Origin of the sequence: Achromobacter sp. Marseille-Q0513 (assembly GCF_018195695.1) — a bacterium.
Classification (GTDB): domain Bacteria; phylum Pseudomonadota; class Gammaproteobacteria; order Burkholderiales; family Burkholderiaceae_B; genus Achromobacter.
Window position 1 is genome coordinate 1 of record NZ_JAGTJY010000270.1, and the last position, 5,597, is coordinate 5,597.

Sequence of the window (5,597 nt, forward strand, 5' to 3'; positions counted from 1 at the left end):
GTATTGATCTCATATAGTGAGTATTTAGAGAGGCCGTCGCAGGACGACCTGATCGTTCCCCTGGCAGTCTTGCCAATACGGGCGCATGCCGCCCCCGGCTAAAATTCCCGGATTCCTCACATGGCCGCTACATGCAACGCCCCGCTCCCGCCAATCTCCCGCCCCTGGATCCCGCCTCCCTCGAACACAGCGCCGCCGCCGCGGATCATCTGCGCGCGGCCATCCGGACCGCTTCCGGCTGGCTGCCGTTCGACCACTGGATGGCGGAAGCGCTGTACGCGCCGGGGCTGGGCTACTACGCGGCCGGCAACGTCAAGCTGGCCGACCCGGCCGACGCCGCCGCGCTGCCGGCGGGCGACTTCGTCACCGCGCCACAGCTCACGCCGCTGTTCGCGCGCACGCTGGCGCGCCAGGCCGCCGACGTGCTGGCGCAGACCGGCACGTCCGCCGTGCTGGAATTCGGCGCCGGCACCGGCGCGCTGGCCGAAGGCGTGCTGCGCGAGCTGGACGCGCTGGGCCAGACGCACGCCGAATACCTGATCCTGGAAGTGTCGGCCGACCTGCGCGCGGTCCAGGCAGAACGGCTGGCGCCCTTCGGTGCGCGCGTGCGCTGGCTGGACGCGCTGCCGACGTCCTTCTCTGGCTGCGTGCTGGCCAACGAAGTGCTGGACGCCATGCCGGTGTCGCTGTTCCGCTGGAGCGAGGACGCAATGCCGCTCGAACGCGGCGTGGCCTTGGGCGCGCACGGCGAATTCGTCTGGGAAGACCGCCCCGCCAGCCCCGCGCTGGCGGCCGCGCTGGCCGAGCGCATGCCGGCCCTGCCCGGCTACGTCTCCGAGATCAATCTGCAGGCCGAGGCCTGGATCGGCGCGATGGGCGGCTGGCTGGAACGCGGCGCGGCGCTGCTGATCGACTACGGCTTTCCGCGCAGCGAGTACTACCATCCGCAGCGCGCGGGCGGCACGCTGATGTGCCATCTGCGGCACCACGCCCATGGCGATCCCTTCACCGCGCCGGGCCTGCAGGACATCACCGCCCACGTGGACTTCACGGCCATGGCCGACGCCGCGCAGGCGGCGGGGCTGCAGGTGCTGGGCTATACCTCGCAGGCGCGCTTCCTGATGAACGCCGGCCTGATGGAGCTGCTGGCGCAGCTCGACCCCTCGGATGCGGCCGCCTATGCGCGCGCCGTCGCGCCGGTGCAGAAGCTGCTGTCGGAAGCCGAGATGGGCGAGCTGTTCAAGGTGCTGGCGGTGGGCCGTGGCATCACCGCGCCGCTGCGCGGCTTCGCGCGCGGCGACCGGCTCGGCAAGCTCTGAACCTGGGCGGCAACCCTGGAGAAGCCGCGCGCCAGGCTGCGCGGCGGTTTGACGGCGCGTCCCGATCGTGAAGACGCGCCCCCCGCCTTGAAGACGCCTACCGGCCTCAGTTCGCCGGCGACGCCAGCGCTTCCAGGCTCGCCAGCCGGGCCTGCCTGACCCCTTCCTTGATACGTGCCGGATCGCCCGCGCAGGCGCGCGCGATGGCGCCGGCGTCCACGCCGCGCGCCGCGTCCACGCGAGCCTGCCATGCGGCTTCGTCAACGGTCCGCAGCACGGCGGCCGCCTGAATCAGATCCATGAAGCGCTCGGGCTTGCGCAGCGCGTCGGCGCGCTCGATCAGCGCCAGCTGCGCATACGCGCCGTCCTGTTGGTCTACCGCCTCCAGGCCGGACAGCATCTCCGGCAGCAGGCGCGCGCAATCATTGCATTCGGTGGGCACCCGCAGGCGCCGGCCCAGGGCTTCGCGCTCGGTCGTCAGCCGGCACATCAGCGCATAGCGCGACGCCAGCGGCAGGCCCAGCGCGGCGGCCCGGTCCACGTCCACGCCCACGATCGTCGACTCCCGCAATTCCGGCATCACCCGAGCCAGCGCGCCGGACTGGTGCAACACGTCCAGCATGCGCGACGGCTTGGCGGTCATGAGGCCGCGCGACAGTTCCTTCCACACGCGCTCGGCCACCAGCGCGTCGGCCTCGCCAGCCTCGACCATGCGGCGGCACAGCGCCAGCGTCTCGGGCGCGATGCTGAAATCGGCGAAGCGCGCCGCGAAACGGCCCAGCCGCAGGATGCGCACGGGGTCTTCCTCGAAGGCCTCGCCCACGTGGCGGAACACGCGCGCGCGCAGGTCGGCCTGGCCGCCCAGCGGGTCGACCAGCTCGCCATCGGGCTTGCGCGCGATGGCGTTGACGGTAAGGTCGCGACGGCGCAGATCGTCTTCCAGCGTCACGTCGAGGCCGGTATGGAAGGTGAAGCCCTTGTAGCCGTGGCCGGACTTGCGCTCGGTGCGGGCGAGCGCGTATTCCTCTTTGGTGCGCGGATGCAGGAACACCGGAAAATCGCCGCCCACGGGCATGAAGCCCCGGCGCGCCATGTCCTCGGGCGTGGCGCCGACCACGACCCAGTCCTGGTCGCCGGCCGGCAGGCCCAGCAGGGCGTCGCGCACCGCGCCGCCCACGATATAGACCTGCAGGCCCTGGGTTGCGGGGTCCTGCGTCATGGCAGCGTGGTGCTTTCGGCGCCCAGGGGCACGACCTTGCCCAGCCGCTCCTTCAGGGATTGAGGCTGGCCGCTGAACATGGCCGCGTAATAGACGGAGTTCGACATCACGTTCTTGACGTAGGTGCGCGTCTCGTTGAACGGGATGGTCTCGGCGAAGATCGCGCCCTCGACCGGGTGTGTGAAGGTGGAACGCCAGTTGTGCGGCCGCCTCGGGCCGGCGTTATAGCCGGCGCTGGCCAGCATCTGCGAACCGTCCAGGTCGCGCAGCACCATGTTCAGGTAGTTGGTGCCCAGCTCGGTGTTGGTGTCGAAATCGTTGACGCTGGCGGGCGTGAAATTGGTCATGCCGATCTTGCCCGCGACCCATTTGGCGGTGGCCGGCATCAGCTGCATCAGGCCCGAGGCGCCCACGTGCGAGCGCGCGTCCATGATGAAGCGCGATTCCTGCCGGATCAGGCCATAGACCCAGGCCGGGTCCAGCGCGATGGCGTTGGCCTTGGCCGTGACGCGGCCCTCGAAGGGCGCGATGAAGCGCTGGCTGAAATCGAATTCCTTCTCGGTGCGGTCCGAGGTGTTGACCACGCGGTCGTAGATGTTCTCGGCGCGCGCCAGCTCGGCGGCCGCCATCAGCTGGCGGTCGCTCATGCCGCGCAGCGCGAAGTTCCATTCGGGCACGGCCTCGGCGCGCCATCCCAGCCGGAACAGCTGCACGGCGCGGCGCAGGCCGGGATTGGCGCGGGCCTCGGCGATCTCGGCATCGGAAATCGGCGCGGGACGCGGCGGCACCGTGATGCGGCGCCCCAGTTCCTCGGCGGCCAGCTGGCCATAGAAATCGAAGCGGTCGGCGATGCCGGCGTAGGCGGCCTGGGCCTGGTCCTTGCGGCCGGTGGCGGCCAGTCCGCGCGCCTTCCAGTAGACCCAGGAGGTGTCGGCGCGCTGGGCCGGCGGCATCTCGTCGATGGACTCGATGACCCACTTCCAGTCGATCTTGGGCTGGCGCAGCGCGGCCCGCACCTTCCAGCCGGCGTTGTAGTCGGTCATGCGGATATGGCCGGCCTCGCGATACCAATCGTTGGCGCGGCTGTCCAGGTTCAGCGCGGCGGCCAGCGCGTACTGGCCGCGCACCCAGGCGAGATTGGACTTGGCCATGGACTTGGCCCATTCGCGGCGCAGGTAGGAGTCGGCCACGCTGACGTCGGAGCGGGCCAGGCGCGCCAGCGCGATGGTCACCAGCTCTTTCTCGTTGCGGCCCACCGGCAGGCGGTCCTGCCGGGTGAGCCACTTCATCGGATCCTTGATGAGCAGATCGTAGGTCTTCTGGTCGCGCGGCTCGAACATGTACTGCACGAACTTGCGCGCGTCGGTGGTCTTGTTGGCCTCGATGGCGTCGCGCAGCTGCGGCTCGAGCTCGTCCCAGCCCAGGACGCGGTCAGCCACCAGCTGGTCGTACAGGCCCCAACAGGCGGTGCCGGGCTGGAACACGGCCATGGCCTGGGCGGCGGTGGCGCGCTGGCCGCTCATGTGCTTGGCATCGAGGATCGCGCATTCGATCTGCGCGTTGCTGTTCTTTACCGGCGCCAGCTTGCGCACGGTGTCGAAGTCGCCGCTGCGGGCGGCGGCCAGCAGCCAGTCGCCGCGCAGGCGGTCGGCCAGGTAGGCATCGGCATTGCCGCTGATGAAACGCTGCAGGTCGGCGTTGGGCCGCCCGCCGGCAGGCGGCGACCACAGCTGGTAACGCAGCAGCCAGTATTCCGGATAGATGCCGAGCGGATCGGATTTGGCCTGTGGCACCAGCGCGCCCAGCACCGACCATTGCTTGCGGTTCATGGCCTCGCGCGCGGCCTGGACGGCGGCCAGCGCGGGCGTATCGTTGGTGGGCGGCAGGCCGGCCAGCACGGCCGGCGGCACGGCGATGGCGGGCTGCGGCGCCTGGGCGGCGGGCTGGGGCTGCGGATTGACCGAGGCGCTGCGCTGCTGCGCGTCGACCGGCGCGCAGGCGGCGGTGAACAGCGCCAGCAGCGGCAACCAGCGGCGCAGGCCGGCGCCGGCCTGAGCGGCGGACGCCGGCCGCGCGGATTTCTGATACCGTCCGGATTGCAGGGCGTGTGCCATGGGTGTCTTCCTCACGTGCCAGCCTTGTTCTGCGCCTGGTCGCAGGCCTGCATTTTTGCTTTCATTTTCCACCCTCGTTACCGCTACCGCATGACTACGCAAAATACTCCAGAGGATACCGCAGTCCCGCTGCGCGCGCGATTGCGCCAACTGCGCGCCGACCTGCCGGAAAGCCAGCGCAGCCGCGGCGGTCTGCTGATGCGCGCAAGGCTGTTCACCTGGCTGAACGCCGCCCGCGACGAAGCGGTCAAGGCCGGCCGCCGCGCGCCCTCCATCGTGGCCGCGTTCTGGCCCATGGAGGACGAGCCCGACCTGCGCCCGCTGCTCGAGCAATGGGTGGAAGCCGGCATCACCGTGGTGCTGCCGGTGGTGCGCGAACGCAACGCGCCGCTGGCCTTCCTGCCCTGGACGCCGGACGCCCCCATGCGCAGCGGCGCCTACGGCATCCAGGAACCCGCCGCGGGCGACGAACTGCCGCCCGACGTGGTGCTGGCGCCCACGCTCGGCTTTACCCAGTTTGGCGACCGCGTGGGTTACGGCGGCGGCTACTACGACCGCACGCTGGCCGCGCTGCGCGACGGCGGCCAGCCCTTCACCGCCATCGGCATCGCCTGGAGCTGCGGCGAGCTGGACGCCGACTACGAGCCGGCCGAACACGATTACCCGCTGGACGCCATCCTGACCGACGAAGGCTGGGTGCCCGAGGCGCCGCTGTCGCAACCCGGCAAGGGCGGCAAGACGCTGTTTTCCTATCGGCTCGGCTGAGCCAGGCCCCGCCCCGGGGCGCGCGCCGGGGGGCGGCGTCGGGGGCGGGCGGCCGGGCGGGGGGGGCGCGCCCGGGGGGGGCGGGGGGGCGCGGCCCGGGCGGGCCGCGCCCCCTCCCGCCGGGCGGGGCCCCCCCCCCGCCGCCCCCCCGGGGAGGCCCGGGCCCCCCGGCGCGCGCGG

The 5,597-nt window shown here is 71.4% G+C and carries 4 protein-coding genes; 2 read left to right on the forward strand and 2 right to left on the reverse strand.

Translation table 11 applies throughout. From position 1 onward, the window contains the following. Positions 1–131 precede the first annotated feature (131 nt). Positions 132–1,319: an SAM-dependent methyltransferase gene (locus KDH83_RS29085; RefSeq protein WP_212322204.1), complete on the forward strand. Its 1,188-nt coding sequence runs from the start codon at positions 132–134 to the stop codon at positions 1,317–1,319. 106 nt (positions 1,320–1,425) lie between these two features. Here KDH83_RS29085 and KDH83_RS29090 read toward each other — a convergent pair whose 3' ends face one another. Further along, on the reverse strand, positions 1,426–2,538 hold the full coding sequence (locus tag KDH83_RS29090; protein ID WP_212322206.1) for a CCA tRNA nucleotidyltransferase: 1,113 nt from the start codon (positions 2,536–2,538) through the stop codon (positions 1,426–1,428). Then, positions 2,535–4,652 (reverse strand): lytic transglycosylase domain-containing protein, encoded by a 2,118-nt coding sequence (locus KDH83_RS29095; RefSeq protein WP_212322207.1) that lies wholly within the window; start codon positions 4,650–4,652, stop codon positions 2,535–2,537. The genes KDH83_RS29090 and KDH83_RS29095 overlap by 4 nt, the downstream gene beginning before the upstream one ends. 90 nt (positions 4,653–4,742) lie before the next feature. Here KDH83_RS29095 and KDH83_RS29100 point away from each other — a divergent pair, with 90 nt between their 5' ends. Further along, the gene (locus tag KDH83_RS29100; RefSeq protein WP_212322208.1) at positions 4,743–5,417 is read left to right on the forward strand and encodes a 5-formyltetrahydrofolate cyclo-ligase; all 675 of its coding nucleotides are present in this window, start codon (positions 4,743–4,745) and stop codon (positions 5,415–5,417) included. Positions 5,418–5,597 lie beyond the last annotated feature (180 nt).

What these genes read in the sequence shown, in the direction of transcription:
- KDH83_RS29085 (WP_212322204.1), top strand. Translation starts at nt 132, where the DNA reads ATGCAACGCCCCGCTCCCGCCAATCTCCCGCCCCTGGATCCCGCCTCC.
- KDH83_RS29090 (WP_212322206.1), bottom strand. Translation starts at nt 2,538, where the DNA reads ATGACGCAGGACCCCGCAACCCAGGGCCTGCAGGTCTATATCGTGGGC.
- KDH83_RS29095 (WP_212322207.1), bottom strand. Translation starts at nt 4,652, where the DNA reads ATGGCACACGCCCTGCAATCCGGACGGTATCAGAAATCCGCGCGGCCG.
- KDH83_RS29100 (WP_212322208.1), top strand. Translation starts at nt 4,743, where the DNA reads ATGACTACGCAAAATACTCCAGAGGATACCGCAGTCCCGCTGCGCGCG.